Raw genomic sequence first — 16,636 nt, 5'->3', positions numbered from 1 at the left:
AGGGTTATCGGCCCCTTCCCCCGCCGCTGAAACGAGTACTGCGCCATGGCTTCCCACGAAATCGACCGTCGCATGAACTTCATGGGCCTGGGTCAGCCGACGGCCGGATACAGCGCCATATCCCCCCTGCTGCGTCAGGCCGTGCCCCTGGCGCTGGCCGCCTTCTACGACAAGGTGCGCGCCGAGCCTGAGACGCGCCGCTTCTTCCAGAACGAAGGCCATATCACCGCCGCCAGCAACGCCCAGCAGCGCCACTGGGACGCCATCATCGACGGGCGCGCCGATGAAAACTACGCCGCCTCGGTGCGGACCATCGGCCATGTCCACGCCCGCATCGGCCTGGAGCCGCGCTGGTACATCGGCGGCTACAGCGTCATCCTGGCGCATCTGACCCGCACCATCGTCGAGCGGCCCAAGAAGCTGTTCGCCAACCGCCGCGCGCACGACCGCGTCACCGCAGAGGCCCTGGCCGAACTGAACCAGCGGGTCATGCTGGACATGGACCTAGCCATTTCCATCTATCTGGACGCCCTGCAGGAAGAACGCGACCGGGTGCAGGCCGAACAGGCCGCCGCCGAAGCCCGTCAGGCCGAGGTCGTCCGCGCCCTGGGCGCCGCCCTGCACAGTCTGGCGGACAACGACCTGTCGGTAACGCTGCCGGACGTCTTCCCCGAGGAATACCGCTCACTGCAGAACGACTTCCACGCTGCGACCCGCGCCCTGCGCACCGCCGTCCGCGCCGTGGCCGACAGCGTCGAGAGCCTGAGCGCCGGGTCCAGCCAGCTGGCCATCGCCTCGGAAGACCTGGCCACCCGCACCGAGCGTCAGGCCGCCAACCTGGAACGCACCGTCAATGAGGCCGACGCCATCGCCCGTCAGGTCGCATCGACCGCCGACGGCGCGCGCCAGACCGCCGAGGCCCTGGCCGCCGCCCGCGCCGAGGTTGAGGACACCGCTCAGGTGGTCGGCGACGCCGTCTCGGCCATCCACGCCATCGCCGAATCCTCGACCGGGATCGCCAGCTTCACCAGCCTGATCGACGAAATCGCCTTCCAGACCAATCTGCTGGCGCTGAACGCCGGGGTCGAGGCCGCCCGCGCGGGCGACGCCGGGCGCGGCTTTGCCGTGGTGGCCCAGGAAGTGCGTGCCCTGGCCCAGCGCTCGTCCGAGGCCTCCGGCGAGATCCGCACCCTGATCTCCACCTCCTCGGCCCAGGTCGCGCGCGGCGTCGATCTGGTCGAGCGCACCGGCGCGGCGCTGGAGCGTATCGGCGCCAAGGTCTCGGCCGTCGACGTGCTGGCGGGCGGCATCGCCGGCTCGGCTCAGGAGCAGTCCGACGGCTTGGCCCGTGTCCGCCGCGCCATGGGCGAGATGGACGAGATCACCCAGCAGAACGCCGCCATGACCGAGGAAGCCACCGCCGCCGCCCGCCAACTGGCCAATGAGGCGGTCAGCCTGAACCAGCAGGTCGGCCGCTTCCATCTGGACCGCCCGGTCGCCCCCGGCGCCGCACCCTCGGAACCGCGGCTGGTCGCCTAACCCGGTTCGCCTCTTCGCCCTTGGAGCGGCGGCGTCAGGTTGTTACAGCAGCGCCTCGCCCTGGAGGACCCAATGGCTGACGACGCTTCGATCCGACCCGCCCGCGACTATTCGATCCCTCGCCACGACTGGACGCTGGAGGAGGTCGAAGCCCTGTTCGCCCGCCCCTTCATGGAGCTGGTGTTCGAGGCGGCGACGGTGCACCGCCGCACCTTCGACCCGAACGAGGTGCAGAAGTCGCAACTGCTGTCGATCAAGACCGGCGGCTGCGCCGAAAACTGCGGCTACTGCTCCCAGTCGGCCAGCTTCAAGACCGGGCTGAAGGCCGAGAAGCTGATGGAGCCGACCGCCGTCATCGCCGAGGCCATGGCGGCCAAGGCGGGCGGGGCCAGCCGCTTCTGCATGGGCGCCGCCTGGCGCGAGCTGAAGGACCGCGACACGCCCAAGCTGGCGGCCATGATCTCGGGCGTGAAGGCGCTGGGTCTGGAGACCTGCGCCACCCTGGGGATGCTGAACGCCGACCAGGCGAAACAGCTGAAGGACGCGGGCCTCGACTACTACAACCACAACCTCGACACCGGGCCTGAGTATTACGCCGAGGTGGTGACGACCCGCTCCTATCAGGACCGGCTGGAGACGCTGCAGCATGTCCGCGACGCGGGCATGAACACCTGCTGCGGCGGCATCGTCGGCATGGGCGAGAAACGCCGCGATCGCGCGGGCCTGCTGCATGCGCTCGCCACCCTGCCCATCCATCCCGACAGTCTGCCGGTCAACGCCCTGGTCCCCGTCGGCGGCACCCCGCTGGGCGAGCGGGTGCTGAAGGAAGGCGAGATCGACCCGATCGAATTCGTTCGCACAGTCGCCGTCGCCCGTCTGGTCTGCCCCAGGTCGATGGTGCGCCTGTCGGCCGGTCGCGAGGGCATGACGCCGGAGATGCAGGCCCTGTGCTTCCTGGCCGGCGCCAACTCCATCTTCGTCGGCGGCAAGCTGCTGACCACGCCGAACCCGGAAGAGGACGACGACGCCAAACTGTTCGCCCTGCTGGACCTGAAGCCCATGCCCGCCAAGGGCTGCGACGCCCATTGATCCGGGTCCGCCCGACACGCGAGGCGGACATCGGGCGTCTTGACGCGGTGGAGCGGTCGTCAGCGACGCTGTTCCGCACCCTGCCTGATCTGGCCTGGCTGGCGGAGGACCGCACGGCCGGGCCTGAAGCCCATGCGCTCGCCGTCGCGCAGGGCCTGTCGTGGGTCGCCGTCGACGCAGAGGATCAGCCCGTCGGTTTCCTGATCGCCGCCGTAGAAGATGACGCGGACCTGCACGTTCTTGAACTGTCCGTCGCGGCCGACCATCAGGGACGCGGCGCGGGACGAGCGCTGATGCAGACGGCCCGGCACGTGGCCAAGAGCCGCGCTCTAAAGGCCCTGACCCTGACGACATTCAGAAGCGTCGCGTGGAACGCCCCCTTCTACGCCCGCCTCGGCTATGTCGAACTGACCGCAGAAGCGGCGCCCGCCTATCTGCGCGAGGCATTGGCCGCCCAGAGCAGACACGGACTGACCGACCGCGTCGCCATGCGGCTTAAGCTCTGACGCCTATTTGGCCATCCAGGGACGGGCGGCGCCGCTCTTGATACGAGCCGCCTGCTCACGCTGGAAGCGCCCGCCCAGCGGCGGCTTGGGCCGTGCATCAATCGCCGCCTTCTTGAGCCGCAGCGCCCGCTGAACCGGGGTTTCGCCGGGAACAGCGTCTGCGGGAACGGGGGCGCGGGCGTGATCGTCGTCAATGCTCATGCCGATGCTTCTAGCACGCCGGGACGATATCCCCGCACGCTATGAAAGCTTAGCGCCCCGGTCGCCGGGTCATCGCCGAAGCGGGCGCCAGTTGCAGGCCGCGCGCCTCCAGACCCGCCGTCCAGCGGGCGGCAGCCTCGACGGTGACGGGATAGGAGAAGCCGGTTCCCAGCGCCGCGCCATTGGTCTTGGCGGCGGCCTCCAGCGCGTTGAACTGGCGCAGGATGGCGGCGGGGGTCTGTTCTTCGTCGATGACGCGGTCGGCGCTGGCGCGGGCGAAGGCGCCGGGACGCCGACGCATGGATCCGTCGTCGAGGAAGGCCAGACCGCGCTGGCGCAGATGGGTCATCAGGGCCGTCACCCCCTCGTCCGAGGTCGCGAACCGGTCGCCCAGATAGTTGGTCACGCCGAAATAGCCGGTGGCGCGCGCCAGCAGCCAGTCCAGCTTGACCGCCACATCGTCGGCGCCGCCGCTCGACAGCAGGGTATAGGGGCCGGGATCGTTGTCGGGATAGCCGGTCGGCTCCATCGGCAGTTCGATCATCACCTCATGGCCGTGAGTGCGGGCCATGTCGATCCAGGTCTGAAGACCCTCGGCGTAGGGCACGAAAGACAGGGTCACCTCGGCGGGCAGGCGCTCGATCGCCGCGCGGGTGGTGGCGCTGTTCAGGCCCAGCCCGCCGACCACCAGAGACACCATCGGCTTGCCGTTCGAACGGAAGGGCCGGGCGTAGGCCTGCGCTGGAACGCGGCCGTCGGCGGCGATGCGCGGCAGAGGGCCGTTGGGGCCGGGCTGGAACAGGCCCGCAATCGGCGCCTTGGGCAGGGGGTTGGACGGCGCACGCACCGGGGCGCTGAAGCCCTGCCCCGAGGCCACGCTGGCGCCGTCAGGCAGGGTGATCAGGGCTTCGCCCGCCATGCCTGCGCCCTCATCGCCCATCAGGGCCGGGTCGATGGGGCCGAGGTCCTGATAGATGTCCAGACCGCTGAAGCCGAAGGCCTCGGCGCCGGTCGGGGCGATATCGGCGGCGCTGGGGCGTTCCAGCACGGCGCTGGCCGTGGGCGCGCCCGCGCGCGGGTCGCCCAGCACGGCGACGAACAGGGCGGCGGCGGCGATGACGAAGGCCCCGGCCGCGCCCGCCGCGACGGGCGGCTTCTTCAGGGCTTTCAGAACCGGATCCATGGCGAGGCGCGACCGGGGCTCCGGCGGCGCGCCTGCGGCGGCGGCGAGGGCGGACTGGCGCTTGGCGAACATGGTCAGGGCGTCGGCTCGGGCTTGCAGGCGCCGCACAGGCGCGGCGCCCCTCAGCCTCAGTTAACCCCTGCGCCGGTTAAGAAAGCCTAACGGCGCGTTCACCACGTTTGCGGGACGCGCCGCTGGATCAGTTCTTCTTCGGCTCGTCCGGCTTGATCGTGACGGTCGGCGTGTCCGACTTGTCCGCCTTATCCGACTTGTCAGCCGTCGTTTCGGCCTTTTCCTGACCCGGCTCGGTGATGACGATGCCTTCAGGCGCGGCGGCCAGCTTGCTCAGGTCGCCGCCGGCGCGCAGCACGTCCAGCGCCCGCTCCAGCTGATAGTCCTTGTCCTTGGCGTAATCGGCGCCCGGCGCTTCACGCGGGGTGTGCGGTCCCTTGCGCTCGGCCCCGATAGAGGAGTCCAGCGCCGTCGAATAGGCCGCCTCGGAATAGATGAAGCTGGAGCGCGAGACGATGCGCGCCTCGGCCTCGGAACGGGCGACCTCCAGGTCCGGCTCGATGCCGATCTTCTGGATCGAGCGGCCCGACGGGGTGTAGTAGCGCGCCGTGGTGATCGACAGGGCGCCGTCGCGGCCGCCGCGCAGCGGGATCACCGTCTGCACCGACCCCTTGCCGAAGCTGGTCAGGCCGACGACCGTCGCCCGCTCCTGATCCTTCAGGGCGCCCGCCACGATTTCCGACGCCGAGGCCGAGCCGTAGTTGATCAGCACCACGATGGGCAGGCCGCCGGTCAGGTCGCCCGGCTTGGCGGCGTAGCGTTCGATGTCCTCGGGCTTGCGCCCGCGCTGGCTGACGATTTCGCCGCGCTCCAGGAAGGCGTCGGAGACGTCGATAGCCGCCGTCAGCAGGCCGCCGCCGTTGTTGCGCAGGTCCAGAACATAGCCCTTAAGGCCCGGCTTCTCGCGCTTCAGCCGCTCGATCGTTTCGGTCAGTTCGCGGCCGGTGTTCTCGTTGAAGGTCGAGATGCGTAAGTAGCCGAAGTCGCCTTCCAGACGGCCGGTGACGGATTCGATCTTGATGACCTCGCGGGTCAGCACGATCTCTCGCGGCTCCTCGCCATCGCGCAGGAAGGTGATGGTGACGCTGGTCCCCGTGGCGCCGCGCAGCTTGTCCGACACTTCGGACACCGTCAGCCCGGCCGCGTTCTGGCCATTGACGGCGCTGATGACATCCCCCGCCTGAACGCCCGCGCGGCCCGCCGGACTTTCGTCCATCGGCGAGATGACCTTCACCAGCCCGCCCTCGGAGGTGATGGTCAAGCCGACGCCGGAGTATTCGCCTGAAGTCCGCTCGCGCAGGTCGTCGAACCCCTTGGCAGGCAGATAGTTGGAATGCGGATCAAGCGCCGTCATCATGCCCTGCAGGGCGGCCTCGATCAGCTTCTTGTTGTCGACGGGGACGACATAGGCCTGTTCGACGATGCCCAGCACGTCGCCGAACATCTCGAGCATACGGAACGTCTCGTTGCGCGGGGTCTGGCTGGCCACAGCCGCCGCCGATCCGCCCAGCGCCAGGGCGGCGGCGCCTACGAGAAGCAGTTTACGCATTCGGTCTCTTTCCATCGGATCCGCTCTCGGCTCCGGTCGTCCAGGGCGGCGCGGACGCCGCAAACGGCGCACACGACAGTTGGCCCGATACAAACAGCGTCCGCGCCGATTTGAAAGGAATTTCGCGCAGTTGGGCGCACGGCGGATCTGCGCCCGCCCTCAAGTCGCGCCCCTAGCGCAACCAGGGCGCCGGATCGATGGGGCGTTCCTGACGCCGCAGCTCGAAATAGGCCTCTCCGTCCTCGCCGGTGCGGCCCAGGGTCTGGCCGTCCGCCACGCGCTGCCCCGTCTCGACCTCCAGCCGGTCAAGCCCGGCGATCACGGCGCGCCAGCCGGGTCCGAGATCAAGGATCACCACCTCGCCCCACTCTTTCAGCGGCCCGGCGTAGGCGACGCGGCCCGCCGCCGGGGCGCCGACCGCCTCATGGCTGGAGCGCCAGCTCCACCCGGCCGAGCGACCGCCGAAACGCTGGGACGGCGTGCCCGCAATGGGCGGCGTCAGGCGGCTGCGGCCCGCAGGCAGGCGGGCGGCGGGGGCTTCTTCAGGCGCTTCAGCGATCTGCGGCGTCTGGCCGCCCAGTTCGCGGATACGGGCTTCCAGCGCCTTGGTGGCCCGCTCGGCCCGCGCCGCCTCGGCCCGCAGGACCGCGCGCAGGGCGGTCTTGCGCGCGGTCAGCCCCTCGATTTCGGCGCGGCGGTCGTTCTGGGCGCTTTCGACGGTGAACAGTCGCTCACTGGACAGGGCCGCCAGACGGCGGATGCGCGCGATCTCCGCCTGGCGTTCAACCAGAGTCGTCGCCCGGTCCTGCAGGTCCGGCGTGATGGCGCGGATCAGGATGGAGGCGCGCACCGTGTCCACCGCCTGATCGGCCGGGATCAGCAGGGGCGGCGGCGGCTTGCGGCTCATCATCTGCAGCGCCGACAACAGCCGTCCCTGCGCGGCGCGCTCGCGCGACAGGGCGGCGACCAGAGACGCCTCGCGGTCGGCCAATTCCTTCAGACGGGCGCGCTGGGCCTCCATCTGCACGTCGTCTTCAGCCTCGGCGCGGCGCAGTTCGCGCAACTGGCGGTCAAGATCGACGATCTCCTCGGCGGCGGCGGCGGCCTCGGCGCGCAGACGGCGGGCGCGCGCCGTTTCATCGCGATACTCGGCCTGAAGCCGGGTCAGTTCGGCGTTCGACTGGGCCGCGCGCTGGCTGGCCGCAGGCCCGGCAAGGGCCAGCAGCAGGCAGGAAGACGTCAAGAGAAGAAGGGGTCCGCGCCGCATCAGTCGCGATGATAGGGCGAACCGGCCAGAATGGTCACGGCCCGATAGATCTGCTCGGCCAGCATGGCGCGCGCCAGGGCGTGGGGCCAGGTCTGAGGCCCGAAGGCCAGGGTCGAACGGGCTGCGCGGCGTACGCTCTCGTCCAGACCGTCGGCGCCGCCGATGATGAAGACCAGCCGCCGTTCCCCCTGATCGCGCAGGGCGGCCACGTGGTCGGCGAAGGCGCGCGACGAATAGGTCCGGCCCCGCTCGTCGCAGGCGATCAGGTGCGCCCCCTCGGCGGCTGCCAGCAACAGCTCGGCCTCCGGCGCCTTGCCGGGCTTCTTCGGCTCAAGGTCGATGAGTTCGAGCGGGCCAAGGCCCAACGCCCGCCCTGAAAGGGTGGCGCGCCGGGCATAGTCGTCGGCCAGGGTCGCCTCTGGACCGCGGCCCGGCTTGCCGATGGCCGCGATCGCCAGCCTCATGCGGTCAACCCCGAACGGGGCCGCCGCGGTGGGCGCTGTCGACCGCCCAGATCTTCTCGATGTTGTAGAAGGTGCGCACTTCCGGGCGGAACAGGTGGACGATGACGTCGCCTGCATCCAGCAGCACCCAGTCGCAGTGCGGCAGCCCCTCGACCTTCACCTTGCCCAGCCCCTGCTCCTTGAACAGGCGCAGCAGGTGGTCGGCGATGGCGCCGACGTGGCGGTGCGAACGACCCGAAGCCACGATCATGGCGTCGGTCATCGGGCTCTTGCCGCGCAGGTCGATCAGGACGATGTCCTGAGCCTTGTCTTCGTCGAGTTTGGCGAGAATGGCCTGCTCCAGCGCGGTCGCGCCGACCGGCAGGGGCTGGCGCTCTTCGCTACTGGGGCCGTCCTCGGCCTGACCATCTTCGGAATGGACGGAATCCATCAGGTCCATTTCGTGCGCCGCGTTCGAAACGGCGTCTTGCGCATCGTGCGCGGTCGAGGGGGTCAGCGGAGGGCTCCAAGGCGATTTACTAAAACTCCAGTCTAGCACGCCCGGCGCAAAACGTCACCCGACCTGCGACGACTCATCGCCCCGCGTCGTGCGGGACGCCCGGATGGCGGTCGATGAACGGTGATTCAGCGGCGCCGACAGATAGGTCCAGGCCGGCGCCTCGAGGCTGGGCAGCAGGCCCGCCTGAGCCATCGGCACGCGATAGCGGGCGAAGCGCGCGGCGGCCGGGGCCGTGCGGCTGTCCAGCAGACTGCCGGGCCGGGCGATGACCGCCACCGGCATCAGCCGCATGATGTCGGTCCAGCCCCGCCAGCGGTGAAAGCCGGCCAGATTGTCCGACCCCATCAGCCAGACGAACTGCACGCCAGGATGGCGCGCGACGATGGCGCGCAGGGTGTCGACGGTCCAGCGCGTGCCCGCCCGCGTCTCGAAGTCGGAAACGATCATGGCCGGGCCGACGCGGGCGGCCGCCGCGCGGGCCGAGGCCATGCGCTCAGACAGGGGGGCCATGTCGCGGCTGGATTTCAGCGGGTTCTGCGGCGAGACCAGCCAGACCACGCGGTCCAGGCCCAGCCGCTGCATGGCGGTGGCCGCCACGTGAGCGTGGCCGTCGTGGGCCGGATTGAACGAGCCGCCGAACAGGCCGACCTTCATCCCCGGCGCCAGATCAAGACCGTCGCGCAGGGCGCCTCGGCGAAGACCGGAGCCTTTCGGCGCGGGACCGGCGTGGAAGAAGGACAAGGGCGTCTCTTGCGGCGGCGGCGAACAGATGAGCGCGGCCGGAACGCCTTATGCTCACCTGCGCCCTAACACGGTCAGACGCGGCTGTCTCGCTCCGCGAACGGAGCGAGCGCCGAAGCAGAGACCTGAGTTCATCCAAACGGCGCCGCAAGCGGCGCGGCGCTAGAATTCCTTCCAGCTGGATCCGGGATCGCGGGCGCCCGGCTGGGCCAGTTGCTGGCCCCAGGTCAGCATCATGAAGGCCTTGTGGCTGCGGATCTTGTACTGGCCGATCATCGGCGTGACGGCGCCCAGCGGCATCCCGGTGCGCGCGTCGTAGAGGAAGCCCGAAAACTCGGCCACGCCCATGCGATCGCGGTTCGAATAGAGCGACAGCTCCGGCAGGGAGACGACGTTCAGGCTCTCATTGATCGGCACCCGCATGTCGGGAATGCCCACCACCCGGCGCAGTTGGTCCAGCGACAGCGCCCCGGCGCGCACCTCGAAGATGGCGTCGGCCTCGCCCCGCTCGCGCACGATGGCGTAGCCCGCTTCCGACAGGGCCGCGCGGATGGCGCTCAGCGCATAGCGGGCGTTCTCGGCCTGGAAATAGGTCTCGTCGACGAAGACGCGCGCGCCCTGCGGAATCGGCAGGGTCAGGCCCTCGACCGCGCGGTCGGCGGCGCGGTTGACCAACAGCATGTCGGTGGCCGTCCGCGCCGGATTGGTCTCGGTGACCATGGCGCACCCGGCCAGCACCGTCAGCACGGCCAGCGGCGCGATCAGACGCGCGGCGCGGGCCCCTACCATGCGCCCACGTTCGGCATGGAGGCCCAGGGCTCGGCCGGCGCCAGACGCTCGCCCGCCTGCAGCAGTTCGATGGAGATGCCGTCCGGCGAACGGACGAAGGCCATGTGGCCGTCGCGCGGCGGGCGGTTGATGACCACCCCGCCGTCCATCAGCCGCCGGCAGGCGGCGTAGATGTCGTCGACCTGAAACGCCAGATGGCCGAAGTTGCGGCCGCCGTCATAATCCTGATCGTCCCAGTTGAAGGTCAGCTCGACCTCAGGCGATTTCTCAGCCTCGGCGCGGGCCTTGTCGGCGGGCGCAGCCAGATAGACCAGGGTGAAGCGCCCGGCTTCATGCTCGGACCGACGCGTCTCCTCCAGACCCAGCAGGTCGCAGTAGAAACGCATCGAGGCGTCCAGATCCTTCACCCGGACCATCGTATGCAGATAGCGCATGGCGCGACCGGCCTCAGTGCGCCTCGGGCGGGCGGGCCGCCGGATCGAGGTATTCGCTCTCGGGGTGCGGATGATCCGACAGCACGAAGCGGCGGTCGCAATAGGTGCACTCGATGAAGCTTTCCTCGCCCATCTCCAGATAGACGAGCGGGTGGCCCAGAGCCCCGCCGCCGCCATCACAGGCGACGCGCTTGGTCGAGACCACGACTTCTTCGGGCGGAGGAATGATGGCTTCGAGATGGCGGGGAGGCATGATCCGGTCCGGTCTGGAAAGGCTTTCGCCGTTCCTAGGCGGACCAGACCGTCAGGTCAAACGTCCGTCGCCGCCAGTTTGCGCCCCATCACCCGGTCGAACAGGGCCTTGCGCTTCTTGAACAGCGTCAGCCCCAGGCACCCCGCCCCGACCCACAGGCCGCTCTCGCCGATCACGGCCGCCGCCGCCGCGATGACCGCCGCCTGCGTCATGGGCAGATAGTCCAGCTTGCCCGCCAGAAGGGCGAGCGTGAAACCGGCGTATCCGATGACGCAGAACCCCATGGCGATGAAGCCGATCAAGCGGGTGCGGGTCATGGTTTTGCGGGGGGCGATTGCGGTGGTCATGGCGCGTCCTCATCCAAGGTAGATTGTCTTTCTGACAAGGAAGCTAGACACAACGATCAGTCGCGTCAAGCATCATTTACATATCGTCTCGCAGCCTTGTCTCCCTCCAAACAGCAGCGCCTTGGCGAACGGTCCCGCGCGCCCTACCTATGCCGTCCAAACACCCTGCCCGAGTTGAAGTCCACACCATGACCCAAGCCCCCGCCCTGCCCGTCAACGCCATCGAGGTCAGGGGGCTGAAGAAGACCTACAAGGGCTCGCGCAAGTCGCCGCCGAAAACGGCCCTGCGCGGGGTCGATCTGACGGTGCCGCGCGGCTCGATGTTCGGCCTGCTGGGCCCGAACGGCGCAGGCAAGTCGACCCTGATCAACATCATCGCCGGCGTGGTGAACAAGTCCGAGGGCACGGTCCGCATCTGGGACCGCGACATCGACCATGAGGCGCGCGACGCCCGATCCGCGCTGGGCGTGGTGCCGCAGGAAATCGTCGCCGACGTCTTCTTCACCCCGCGCGAGGCGCTGGAGGTGCAGGCCGGTTTCTATGGCGTGCCCGCCAATGAGCGCCGCTCTGACGAACTGCTGGCGGCGCTGGGCCTGTCGGACAAGGCCAACGCCTATGTCCGCGCCCTGTCCGGCGGCATGAAGCGGCGCCTGATGGTGGCCAAGGCTCTGGTCCACAATCCGCCCGTGCTGATCCTGGACGAGCCGACGGCGGGCGTGGACGTCGAACTGCGCCGCCAGCTGTGGGAGTACGTCCGCAAGATCAACGAAGAGGGCGTGACGGTGATCCTGACCACCCACTACCTCGAAGAGGCGCAGGCGCTGTGCGACACCATCGCCATCATCAACCGGGGCGAGGTCGTGGCCTGCGAACCGACGCAGCAACTCTTGAAGCGTCTGGACACGCGCAACGTCGTGGTGACGCCCGAGACGGCGCCCGAGACTCTTCCCACCCTGAACGGCTTCGCCGTCGCCCCGCGCGCCAACGGCGCCTTCGTCGTCACCTATCGAACGGGCGAATCCAGCGTCGAGCAGGTGCTGGCCGCCGTGCGCGCGGCGGGCGTGACCATCAAGGACATCGCCACCGAAGACCCGGACCTGGAAGACGTCTTCCTGGCCATGACCTACGGCGACACGAGCCGCCCTGATCCGACGCAGGACTGAAAAGCGCGGATGTCGCCATGAGCGCCGCGTCGTCTCAGGCCACCATCACCGTGCCCAGCAGCAGCCTGGCCCCCGGCTTGCCCAGAATGGCGTCCGTCGCGTGCTGCAAGGCGACGACCAGCCATTCGACGTTAGGCGGCGCATCCGGCAGCAACCGCTCCGCAGCGATGCGGACAATCTCATTATAGGCGGCGCTGAGACGCGGCTGGGACAGTTGCGCCCGCTCCATCAGGGCGCCGTCGGCGATATCAAGGCCCGTTTCCACCGTCATCACGCCGCGCCGTCCGTCGCGACGCAGGACCGTCGCCGTGGCCGTGGGCAGGGAAAGATAGCCGCCCTTGCCGCCCCCGCTCTTTTCGGGAGAAGCGTGCGCCGCGCTCGCCAGTGCGAGGCCGCCCAGAGTCAGGCCGGTGAAAGTCAGGCCGGTGAAAGTCAGGCCGATCAGATGACGTCTGTCCATGACGCCACCCTAAACGCGCTCCCTTTCCCGGACGTTGACGCCTAGCCCCCGAGAGTGCGGGGGCGTATGCGAGAAGGCATGAACGCTGTCGATCTGTCCCTCTATCGCCCCAACGTCGGGGTCGTCCTGTTCAACTCCGCCGGCCAGGTCTGGTTCGGCCGCCGCGCCGACACGCCCGAGCCGTGGAACTGGCAATTCCCGCAAGGCGGCGTCGACGACGGCGAAGACCTGGAAGCCGCCGCCCGCCGCGAACTGCATGAAGAGACGGGCGTGCGTTCCATCGCCCTGTTGGGCCGCACGACCGAGTGGATTCCCTATGACTTCCCCGAGGGCCTGCCGAGCCCCAAGAGCTGGAAGGGACTGAAGGGCCAGCGTCAGCAATGGTTCGCCTTCCGCCTCACCGGGAGCGAGGCCGAGATCGACCTGAACGCCCACGGCGAACCCGAGTTCGACGCCTGGCGCTGGGGGCGGCTGGAAGAAGCGCCCGGCCTGATCGTGCCCTTCAAACGGCCGGTCTATGAACAGGTCGTGCAGGCGTTCTCACACCTGAGCTAAGACGCCAGCGCAGTCTCGGTTATGATTTGTGGTGCAGGCGTCGCCACAGGCGGTGGGCCAGCATGGGGGCGAAGCCGCAGACCAGGGCGGCGATCAGGACCATCCAGAACCCGCCCCCCAGCCAGTACTCGCCCGCCAGCGCCCCGGCCCCGCCCGCCAGAAGCGGGCCGAGCCAGGGCAGCCAGTGCGGTGGCCGAAACCGCATTCAGGCGTCGACCTTGATGACGCCGCGACGGATCTGGTCCAGCTCGATCGAATCGAACAGGGCCTGGAAGTTGCCGTTGCCGAAGCCTTCATTGCCCTTGCGCTGGATGATCTCGAAGAAGATCGGGCCGAACGTGTCTTGCGTGAAGATCTGCAGCAGCAGGCCTTCTTCGTCCGAACCGTCGATCAGGATACGGTTCTTGCGCATCCGCTCCACGTCCTCGCCGTGGCCCGGCAGGCGTTTGTCGATCAGTTCGAAATAGGTCTCGATGGTGTCCTGGAATTCGACGCCGCGTTCGCGCATCGCCTCGACCGTCTCGAAGATGTTCTCGGTCGTCAGGGCGATGTGCTGGATGCCCTCGCCATTGTAGCGGCGGATGAATTCCTCAATCTGGGAATTCTCGTCCTGGCTCTCGTTCAGCGGGATGCGGATGGCGCGGTCGGGCGCGATCATGGCCTGGGAGAACAGGCCGGTCGCCTTGCCCTTGATGTCGAAATACTTCTGCTCCTCGAAGTTGAACACCGAGTTGTAGAAGCCCGACCAGGTGCGCATCTCGCCGCGACGGACGTTGTGGGTCAGGTGGTCCAGGATCTCCAGACCCACGGAGTTCTTGCGCTCGGCCTCTTCCCAGCCCTCGATCTCGTCCCAGGCGTCATAGAGGGAGCCGTTCTCGCCATACTGGTCGATGACATAGAGCAGGCTGCCGCCGATGCCCTGCAGCACATAGGGGTAGTCGCCGCCCAAGGCGCCGCCGTCCATGCCCTCGGCCTTGCGGGCGCCGCGCGCCAGCGCGCCTTCATAGGCGGCCTTGGCGTCGGCGACGCGGAAGGCCATGCCGTTGGCCGAGGGGCCGTGATCCCTGGCGAAGTCCGCCGCCTGTCCCGCGGGCGTGCGGTGGACCAGCATGGTGATGTCGCCCTGCTTCAAGCGGACCACGCCGTTGGCCGGGTTCACATGGGTCGGGGTGAAGCCCATCAGCTCCAGACGCGAAATCATCGCTTCGGGCTCGGGACCGGTGAATTCGACGAACTCGAAGCCGTCGACGCCCAGCGGGTTTTCCTGGTCGAGTTTGGCGGCGTCCTGCATGACGCGTCTCCTCTCTCTTATGGTTTGATGCGGCTCAGGCCGATATGGCGCGGCCGCTGATTGGGGCGGAACCTACTGGCGGTGCGGTATCGGGCGCAAGGCGGGTGTGGACTGAAACGGCACACGTTCCGGTGTCGCAGGCGATCGTTCGCCTCTCGCCCCCGTTCGCGCGGCCTGCTATCGGCGAAAAGACGAGAGGCGGGGGCCTCAATCGGGACGCCTGAATGCTTCGCAAGCTTTATGACTGGGTCTTCTCCCTGGCCCGCCACCGCCACGCGACCCGGTCGCTGGCCGTCGTCTCCTTCGCCGAGAGCTCCTTCTTCCCGATTCCGCCGGACGTCATGCTGGCGCCCATGATGCTGGCCAAGCCCGAACGCGCCTATGTCTACGCCCTGATCTGCACTGTGGCGTCGGTGCTGGGCGGCCTGCTGGGCTATGCGATCGGTTATTTTCTAGAGCCGCTGGGCCTGCAGATGCTGGCCTGGATGGGCAAGGCGGACACCTTTGAAACATCCAAGGCCCTGTTCCAGCAGCACGGCGCCTGGGTGATCCTGATCAAGGGGCTGACGCCGATCCCCTTCAAGCTGATCACCATCGCCTCGGGCATCTTTCAGTTCAATCTGGCGCTGTTCATCGCCCTGTGCGTCGTCACGCGCGGCGCCCGCTTCTTCCTGGTGGCCTTCGTGCTCAAGCGCTGGGGGCCGCCCATGCTGGCCATCGTCGAGAAGCGGCTGGCCCTGTTCACGGTGCTGTTCCTGGTGTTGGTGGTCGGCGCCTTCTTTGCGGTCAAGCTGGTAGGTCACTGATCGACGCCGGTCTCTGCCCGGTTTATGAGAGACGCCTTGTTCCTGTGAGGCGCAGATGAGCGCGATCTACAAATTGCTGACCCGCTGGTGGACAGCCTTCGCCCTGGGGGCGTCGCTGGCCATGCTGGGCGCCGCCCATGCGTTCGAGCGGTTCGGCGCAATGCCGCCCTGCAACCTGTGCCTGAAGCAGCGCGAGGTCTATTGGGCCGCCGTCGCCATCGCGGGCGCCGCGACTTTCTGGGCCCTGTTCAGCCGATCCAGCCGGGGCACGCCGCGTATCGCCGCCTTCCTGCTGGCGGCTGTCTTCACGACCGGGGCGATCACGGCGGGCTATCACGCCGGGGGCGAGCTGCGCTGGTGGGACCTTCCCGCCACCTGCATGGCGGCGCCGGCGGTCAGCATCGATCTGTCGGCGCTGACGGCCCTGCTGGACGGCACGGGCGGGACCGAGGGGTTCGTCTCCTGCGGCGACATTCCGTGGAGCTTCGCGGGCCTGTCGATGGCGGGCTGGAACTTTGTGATTTCTGCGGCGCTGGCTATCTTCAGCCTGCTGGCGGCGAAACGTCCCAAGGACGCCCGCGCGCCGAGAAGCTAGGATAGAGGCGTCATGACCGAAGCAGCCGAAGCCGTCTCCGAAGCCCGCCGCATTCCCCTGCCTCGCCCCGGCGTGGGGCAGGAAAAGGCCCGCATGGCCGAAATCCTGCGCGTCGATCACGCGGGCGAGTTCGCCGCCGTCCACATCTATCGCGCCCAGCGCGCCGTGCTGGAAGGCCGCAAGGGCAAGGACGTCATCGCCGCCGATTTGACCGAGATGGAGGGGCATGAGGCCGTCCATCTCGCTCGGTTCGAGGCTCTGCTGAACGAGAACCGGGTGCGCCCTACGGCGATGATTCCGCTGTGGAAGCTGGCGGCCACGGCGCTGGGCGCGGGCACGGCCCTGATCTCGGAAAAGGCGGCCCACGCCTGCACCGAGGCGGTCGAAAGCGTGATCGAGAAACACTATGCCGACCAGATCGAGGAAATCCGCGACCGCGACCCCGAACTGGCCGCCGAACTGACCAAGTTCCGCGAAGAGGAACTGACCCACCACGACCACGCCATCGAGCACGGGAGCCGCGAGGCGCCCGCCTACCGCCTGCTGTCCAGCGTCATCAAGGTCGGCTGCAAGGCCGCCATCAAGATCAGCGAACGCATCTGAGGCCGCTCCCCGCATGGAATGTCGTGTCACTATCTAAAAGATAGATATTTTACGCATCACCCAACTACTCCGGCTAACAGCCCGCCCGACCTTCTGCATCCAGACGCCAGTCCAGAGACCCGTTCGGCCGCTGGTTCCGAAAATCGGCCCCGACTTGGACGCCCCGCCCGCCTCGCCGGACATATGCGGGGATATGGCGGACGGGCGCCGCCATATCCTCCCGGTTGCGT

At 68.4% G+C, this 16,636-nt stretch carries 22 protein-coding genes; 8 read left to right on the top strand and 14 right to left on the bottom strand.

Translation table 11 applies throughout. The features are described 5' to 3' along the window. Window positions 1-45: 45 nt before the first annotated feature. The 3 genes from ACORJG_RS00940 to ACORJG_RS00930 all read left to right on the top strand — a co-directional run bounded on the left by ACORJG_RS00940 (window position 46) and on the right by ACORJG_RS00930 (window position 3,134). Window positions 46-1,539, top strand: a complete 1,494-nt coding sequence (locus ACORJG_RS00940) for a methyl-accepting chemotaxis protein (RefSeq protein ID WP_427790817.1) — start codon at window positions 46-48, stop codon at window positions 1,537-1,539. Window positions 1,540-1,611: 72 nt separating this feature from the next. Continuing rightward, window positions 1,612-2,628, top strand: a complete 1,017-nt coding sequence (gene bioB / locus ACORJG_RS00935; RefSeq protein WP_427790815.1) for a biotin synthase BioB — start codon at window positions 1,612-1,614, stop codon at window positions 2,626-2,628. Beyond that, window positions 2,625-3,134 carry a GNAT family N-acetyltransferase gene (locus ACORJG_RS00930; protein WP_427790813.1) on the top strand — a complete coding sequence of 170 codons (510 nt, stop codon included), beginning with the start codon at window positions 2,625-2,627 and terminating at the stop codon, window positions 3,132-3,134. The genes bioB and ACORJG_RS00930 overlap by 4 nt, the downstream gene beginning before the upstream one ends. 3 nt (window positions 3,135-3,137) lie before the next feature. Here ACORJG_RS00930 and ACORJG_RS00925 read toward each other — a convergent pair whose 3' ends face one another. The 11 genes from ACORJG_RS00925 to ACORJG_RS00875 all read right to left on the bottom strand — a co-directional run bounded on the left by ACORJG_RS00925 (window position 3,138) and on the right by ACORJG_RS00875 (window position 10,933). Continuing rightward, entirely contained in the window at window positions 3,138-3,335 is a 198-nt protein-coding gene (locus ACORJG_RS00925; protein ID WP_427790811.1) for a hypothetical protein, read from the bottom strand. 49 nt (window positions 3,336-3,384) lie between these two features. Continuing rightward, window positions 3,385-4,626 (bottom strand): divergent polysaccharide deacetylase family protein, encoded by a 1,242-nt coding sequence (locus tag ACORJG_RS00920; protein WP_427790809.1) that lies wholly within the window; start codon window positions 4,624-4,626, stop codon window positions 3,385-3,387. Window positions 4,627-4,717: 91 nt separating this feature from the next. Further along, complete coding sequence (locus ACORJG_RS00915; RefSeq protein WP_427790807.1) at window positions 4,718-6,139, bottom strand: S41 family peptidase; 1,422 nt, start codon at window positions 6,137-6,139, stop codon at window positions 4,718-4,720. 172 nt (window positions 6,140-6,311) lie between these two features. Beyond that, a complete protein-coding gene (locus ACORJG_RS00910) occupies window positions 6,312-7,382 on the bottom strand; it encodes a murein hydrolase activator EnvC family protein (RefSeq protein ID WP_427790805.1) in 1,071 nt (356 codons plus the stop codon). A 23-nt stretch (window positions 7,383-7,405) separates the two neighbouring features. Beyond that, window positions 7,406-7,870, bottom strand: a complete 465-nt coding sequence (gene rlmH / locus ACORJG_RS00905; RefSeq protein ID WP_427790803.1) for a 23S rRNA (pseudouridine(1915)-N(3))-methyltransferase RlmH — start codon at window positions 7,868-7,870, stop codon at window positions 7,406-7,408. A gap of 4 nt (window positions 7,871-7,874) precedes the next feature. Continuing rightward, window positions 7,875-8,309, bottom strand: a complete 435-nt coding sequence (gene rsfS / locus ACORJG_RS00900; protein WP_427790800.1) for a ribosome silencing factor — start codon at window positions 8,307-8,309, stop codon at window positions 7,875-7,877. Between the two features lie 114 nt (window positions 8,310-8,423). Further along, window positions 8,424-9,110: a nicotinate-nucleotide adenylyltransferase gene (locus ACORJG_RS00895; RefSeq protein WP_427790798.1), complete on the bottom strand. Its 687-nt coding sequence runs from the start codon at window positions 9,108-9,110 to the stop codon at window positions 8,424-8,426. A 162-nt stretch (window positions 9,111-9,272) separates the two neighbouring features. After that, window positions 9,273-9,899: a DUF6655 family protein gene (locus tag ACORJG_RS00890; protein ID WP_427790796.1), complete on the bottom strand. Its 627-nt coding sequence runs from the start codon at window positions 9,897-9,899 to the stop codon at window positions 9,273-9,275. Then, window positions 9,893-10,333 (bottom strand): VOC family protein, encoded by a 441-nt coding sequence (locus tag ACORJG_RS00885; protein WP_427790794.1) that lies wholly within the window; start codon window positions 10,331-10,333, stop codon window positions 9,893-9,895. The genes ACORJG_RS00890 and ACORJG_RS00885 overlap by 7 nt, the downstream gene beginning before the upstream one ends. A 13-nt stretch (window positions 10,334-10,346) precedes the next feature. Next, entirely contained in the window at window positions 10,347-10,586 is a 240-nt protein-coding gene (locus ACORJG_RS00880; RefSeq protein ID WP_427790792.1) for a zinc-finger domain-containing protein, read from the bottom strand. 56 nt (window positions 10,587-10,642) lie between these two features. Beyond that, complete coding sequence (locus ACORJG_RS00875; RefSeq protein ID WP_427790790.1) at window positions 10,643-10,933, bottom strand: hypothetical protein; 291 nt, start codon at window positions 10,931-10,933, stop codon at window positions 10,643-10,645. A gap of 188 nt (window positions 10,934-11,121) precedes the next feature. Between ACORJG_RS00875 and ACORJG_RS00870 the strand changes: the two genes are divergently transcribed. Then, the gene (locus ACORJG_RS00870) at window positions 11,122-12,096 is read left to right on the top strand and encodes an ABC transporter ATP-binding protein (RefSeq protein WP_427790788.1); all 975 of its coding nucleotides are present in this window, start codon (window positions 11,122-11,124) and stop codon (window positions 12,094-12,096) included. 34 nt (window positions 12,097-12,130) lie between these two features. Here ACORJG_RS00870 and ACORJG_RS00865 read toward each other — a convergent pair whose 3' ends face one another. Then, window positions 12,131-12,556 carry a Tat pathway signal protein gene (locus tag ACORJG_RS00865; RefSeq protein WP_427790787.1) on the bottom strand — a complete coding sequence of 142 codons (426 nt, stop codon included), beginning with the start codon at window positions 12,554-12,556 and terminating at the stop codon, window positions 12,131-12,133. A 78-nt stretch (window positions 12,557-12,634) separates the two neighbouring features. On the opposite strand from ACORJG_RS00865, the gene ACORJG_RS00860 reads away from it, so the two are divergent. Continuing rightward, the gene (locus ACORJG_RS00860; protein ID WP_427790786.1) at window positions 12,635-13,111 is read left to right on the top strand and encodes an RNA pyrophosphohydrolase; all 477 of its coding nucleotides are present in this window, start codon (window positions 12,635-12,637) and stop codon (window positions 13,109-13,111) included. 19 nt (window positions 13,112-13,130) lie between these two features. On the opposite strand, the gene ACORJG_RS00855 is transcribed toward ACORJG_RS00860, so the two are convergent. Together ACORJG_RS00855 and hppD are read right to left on the bottom strand one after the other, a co-directional pair. After that, the gene (locus ACORJG_RS00855) at window positions 13,131-13,316 is read right to left on the bottom strand and encodes a hypothetical protein (RefSeq protein ID WP_427790784.1); all 186 of its coding nucleotides are present in this window, start codon (window positions 13,314-13,316) and stop codon (window positions 13,131-13,133) included. After that, window positions 13,317-14,402, bottom strand: coding sequence for a 4-hydroxyphenylpyruvate dioxygenase (gene hppD, locus ACORJG_RS00850; RefSeq protein WP_427790782.1), 1,086 nt, complete (start codon window positions 14,400-14,402; stop codon window positions 13,317-13,319). 224 nt (window positions 14,403-14,626) lie between these two features. Here hppD and ACORJG_RS00845 point away from each other — a divergent pair, with 224 nt between their 5' ends. From ACORJG_RS00845 to ACORJG_RS00835, 3 genes are read left to right on the top strand one after another with little or no spacing between them, the layout of a single operon-like run. Further along, window positions 14,627-15,208 (top strand): YqaA family protein, encoded by a 582-nt coding sequence (locus ACORJG_RS00845; RefSeq protein ID WP_427790780.1) that lies wholly within the window; start codon window positions 14,627-14,629, stop codon window positions 15,206-15,208. Window positions 15,209-15,263: 55 nt separating this feature from the next. Further along, window positions 15,264-15,803, top strand: a complete 540-nt coding sequence (locus ACORJG_RS00840; protein ID WP_427790779.1) for a disulfide bond formation protein B — start codon at window positions 15,264-15,266, stop codon at window positions 15,801-15,803. A gap of 12 nt (window positions 15,804-15,815) precedes the next feature. Then, window positions 15,816-16,406, top strand: coding sequence for a demethoxyubiquinone hydroxylase family protein (locus tag ACORJG_RS00835; protein ID WP_427790777.1), 591 nt, complete (start codon window positions 15,816-15,818; stop codon window positions 16,404-16,406). Window positions 16,407-16,636 lie beyond the last annotated feature (230 nt).

The organism is Brevundimonas diminuta, assembly GCF_050310045.1.
Lineage (GTDB): Bacteria > Pseudomonadota > Alphaproteobacteria > Caulobacterales > Caulobacteraceae > Brevundimonas > Brevundimonas diminuta_F.
This window is presented reverse-complemented; position numbering and strand designations above follow the sequence as displayed.

Excerpts from the sequence above, each read along its gene's own strand:
- ACORJG_RS00940 (WP_427790817.1), top strand. The coding sequence starts at position 46 with ATGGCTTCCCACGAAATCGACCGTCGCATGAACTTCATGGGCCTGGGT.
- bioB (WP_427790815.1), top strand. The coding sequence starts at position 1,612 with ATGGCTGACGACGCTTCGATCCGACCCGCCCGCGACTATTCGATCCCT.
- ACORJG_RS00925 (WP_427790811.1), bottom strand. The coding sequence starts at position 3,335 with ATGAGCATTGACGACGATCACGCCCGCGCCCCCGTTCCCGCAGACGCT.
- ACORJG_RS00915 (WP_427790807.1), bottom strand. The coding sequence starts at position 6,139 with ATGCGTAAACTGCTTCTCGTAGGCGCCGCCGCCCTGGCGCTGGGCGGA.
- rlmH (WP_427790803.1), bottom strand. The coding sequence starts at position 7,870 with ATGAGGCTGGCGATCGCGGCCATCGGCAAGCCGGGCCGCGGTCCAGAG.
- rsfS (WP_427790800.1), bottom strand. The coding sequence starts at position 8,309 with ATGGACCTGATGGATTCCGTCCATTCCGAAGATGGTCAGGCCGAGGAC.
- ACORJG_RS00890 (WP_427790796.1), bottom strand. The coding sequence starts at position 9,899 with ATGGTAGGGGCCCGCGCCGCGCGTCTGATCGCGCCGCTGGCCGTGCTG.
- ACORJG_RS00885 (WP_427790794.1), bottom strand. The coding sequence starts at position 10,333 with ATGCGCTATCTGCATACGATGGTCCGGGTGAAGGATCTGGACGCCTCG.
- ACORJG_RS00880 (WP_427790792.1), bottom strand. The coding sequence starts at position 10,586 with ATGCCTCCCCGCCATCTCGAAGCCATCATTCCTCCGCCCGAAGAAGTC.
- ACORJG_RS00875 (WP_427790790.1), bottom strand. The coding sequence starts at position 10,933 with ATGACCACCGCAATCGCCCCCCGCAAAACCATGACCCGCACCCGCTTG.
- ACORJG_RS00870 (WP_427790788.1), top strand. The coding sequence starts at position 11,122 with ATGACCCAAGCCCCCGCCCTGCCCGTCAACGCCATCGAGGTCAGGGGG.
- ACORJG_RS00865 (WP_427790787.1), bottom strand. The coding sequence starts at position 12,556 with ATGGACAGACGTCATCTGATCGGCCTGACTTTCACCGGCCTGACTTTC.
- ACORJG_RS00860 (WP_427790786.1), top strand. The coding sequence starts at position 12,635 with ATGAACGCTGTCGATCTGTCCCTCTATCGCCCCAACGTCGGGGTCGTC.
- ACORJG_RS00855 (WP_427790784.1), bottom strand. The coding sequence starts at position 13,316 with ATGCGGTTTCGGCCACCGCACTGGCTGCCCTGGCTCGGCCCGCTTCTG.
- hppD (WP_427790782.1), bottom strand. The coding sequence starts at position 14,402 with ATGCAGGACGCCGCCAAACTCGACCAGGAAAACCCGCTGGGCGTCGAC.
- ACORJG_RS00845 (WP_427790780.1), top strand. The coding sequence starts at position 14,627 with ATGCTTCGCAAGCTTTATGACTGGGTCTTCTCCCTGGCCCGCCACCGC.
- ACORJG_RS00840 (WP_427790779.1), top strand. The coding sequence starts at position 15,264 with ATGAGCGCGATCTACAAATTGCTGACCCGCTGGTGGACAGCCTTCGCC.
- ACORJG_RS00835 (WP_427790777.1), top strand. The coding sequence starts at position 15,816 with ATGACCGAAGCAGCCGAAGCCGTCTCCGAAGCCCGCCGCATTCCCCTG.